The organism is Streptococcus bouchesdurhonensis (genome assembly GCF_948472335.1).
In genome coordinates, this window is the sequence record NZ_CAOKTW010000036.1 from 1 (window position 1) to 2756 (window position 2756).

Sequence of the window (2756 nt, forward strand, 5' to 3'; positions counted from 1 at the left end):
CTCTCTAGATCAACTCAAACGCATCATAGACAAGGCGAGCGAGCTCGGCTACTCTGATGCCCATCTCCTTCTAGGAAATGATGGCCTTCGCTTCCTACTCGATGATATGACCATTACTGCCAACGGAAAAACCTATGCTAGTGATGACGTTAAAAAAGCTATTATCGAAGGAACTAAAGCTTACTATGACGATCCAAACGGTACTGCACTGACACAGGCAGAAGTGACAGAACTTGCCAAATACGCTAAGGAAAAAGGTATTGGTCTGATACCAGCTATTAATAGCCCAGGACATATGGATGCTATGCTTGTTGCCATGGAAAAACTTGGCATCGCGAATCCTCAAGCCAACTTTGATAAAGTTTCAAAAACCACGATGGACCTTGAAAATCAAGAAGCCCTTAACTTTACCAAAGCCCTTATCGGTAAGTATATGGATTACTTTGCTGATAAATCAAAGATTTTCAACTATGGTACAGATGAATATGCCAATGATGCGACCAACGCCCAAGGTTGGTACTACCTCAAATGGTATGGACTCTATAACAAGTTCGCAGACTATTCTAACAGCCTTGCTGCTATGGCCAAAGAAAGAGGGCTACAACCAATGGCCTTCAACGATGGCTTCTACTATGAAGACAAGGATGATGCTGAATTCGATAAGGATGTCTTGATTTCTTACTGGTCTAAAGGCTGGTGGGGCTACAACCTTGCTTCACCTCAATATCTAGCAAGCAAGGGTTATAAGTTCTTGAATACCAACGGTGACTGGTACTACATTCTCGGACAAAAACCAGAAGATGGTGGTGGTTTCCTCAAAAAAGCTATTGAGAATACTGGAAAAACACCATTCAATCAACTAGCTTCTACCAAATATCCTGAAGTTGACCTTCCAACAGTTGGAAGTATGCTTTCAATCTGGGCAGATAGACCAAGCGCTGAGTACAAGGAAGAGGAAATCTTTGAACTCATGACTGCCTTTGCTGACCACAACAAAGACTACTTCCGAGCTAATTATAATGCTCTTCGCGAAGAATTAGCTAAAATCCCTACAAACTTAGACGGATACAGCACAGAAAGCCTAGCAGCACTCAAGGCAGCAAAAGATGGACTAAACCTTAACCTCAACCGCAGCAAACAAGCTGAACTAGACGCACTAGTAGGTAAGCTCAAAGCTGCTCTGCAAGGCCTCAAACCAGCTGCAACTCATTCAGGAAGCCTAGATGAAAATGAACTAGCTGCTAATGTTGAAACTAAACCTGAACTAGTTGTGAAGACAGAAAGCATTCCATTTAAAGTCATTCGAAAAGAAAATACGAACCTCCCAGCAGGTCAAGAAAAAGTTGTCAAAGCTGGAGTTCTAGGTGAACGCACTTCTTACGTATCTGTTCTTACTGAAAATGGAAAAGCTAGTGAAACCGTTCTAGATAGTCAAGTAACCAAAGAACCTGTCGATCAAATTGTAGAATTCGGAGCACCAATTACACATGTCGGCGATGAGAATGGCCTTGCTCCAATCGCAGAAGAAAAACCTAGACTAGACATTCCTAAGGAAGAGCCTAGCCGAACAGAAACTCCTTTCAAAGTAGTTGTTGAAAGCGGGCCTAAGGCTGAATCTAACTCTGCTAACGGAGTCACTCATCAATTAGCAGATGGTAAAAATAGTAAACCTGGATGGAAATTAATTGAAAGCAAATGGTATTACTATGATCATTCAGATAAGGTGAAGACCGGTTGGGTTAAAGACGGAGCATGGTACTACTTAGATGAGTCTGGTGTAATGAAAACTGGTTGGCAGAAAGTAAATGGTACATGGTATTATCTTGATAACTCAGGTGCTATGCAAACTGGTTGGATTGATCAAGGTGGATCATGGTACTATCTCAACGACTCAGGTGCCATGCAAACCGGCTGGGTCAACCAAGGAGATACATGGTATTATCTTGACAATTCAGGTACAATGAAAACTGGTTGGTTCCAAGTAAACGATAAATGGTATTACGCATACCCTTCAGGGGCCTTGGCTGTTAACACAACAATTGATGGTTACACTGTCAATGCCGATGGCGAATGGGTCTAATATTAATACTCATAAAGAAGATTCTGATAGAAAAGGAGTCAAAAAAGCGAGATGGAAATCTCGCTTTTTATATTGGCTCTTTGTCAACTGTAGTGGGTTGAAGAAAAGCTAAGCTCGAGAAAGGACAAATTTCGTCCTTTCTTTTTTGATATTTAGAGCGATGAAAATCCGTTTTTTGAAGTTTTCAAAGTTCCGAAAACCAAAGGCATTGCGCTTGATAAGTTTGATGAGATTATTGGTGGCTTCCAGTTTGGCGTTGGAATAGGGTAGTTGAAGGGCGTTGACAATCTTTTCTTTATCCTTGAGGAAGGTTTTAAAGACAGTCCGAAAAAGAGGATGAACCTGCTTAAGATTATCCTCAATAAGTCCGAAAAACTTCTCTGGTTCCTTATTCTGGAAGTGAAAAAGCAAGAGCTGATAGAGCTGATAGTGGTGTTTCAAGTCTTCTGAATAGCTCAAAAGCTTGTCAAGAATCTCTTTATTGGTTAAGTGCATATGAAAAGTAGGGCGATAAAAACGTTTATCACTCAATTTACGACTATCCTGCTGGATGAGCTTCCAGTAGCGTTTGATAGCCTTGTATTCATGGGATTTTCGATGAAACTGATTCATGATTTGGACACGGACACGACTCATAGCACGGCTAAGATGTTGCGCAATATGGAAACGATCTAGA

General features: G+C 41.2%; 2 protein-coding genes. One reads left to right on the forward strand and one right to left on the reverse strand.

Annotated features, from left to right (window positions below; all coding sequences use genetic code 11):
• Nucleotides 1-2080, forward strand: a 2080-nt coding sequence (locus tag QMQ21_RS19130) for a family 20 glycosylhydrolase (protein ID WP_261814983.1), incomplete at its 5' end; no start/stop codon positions are given.
• A gap of 108 nt (nt 2081-2188) precedes the next feature.
• On the opposite strand, the gene QMQ21_RS19135 is transcribed toward QMQ21_RS19130, so the two are convergent.
• On the reverse strand, nt 2189-2756 hold a 568-nt coding region (locus QMQ21_RS19135), incomplete at its 5' end, for a transposase (RefSeq protein ID WP_261814984.1).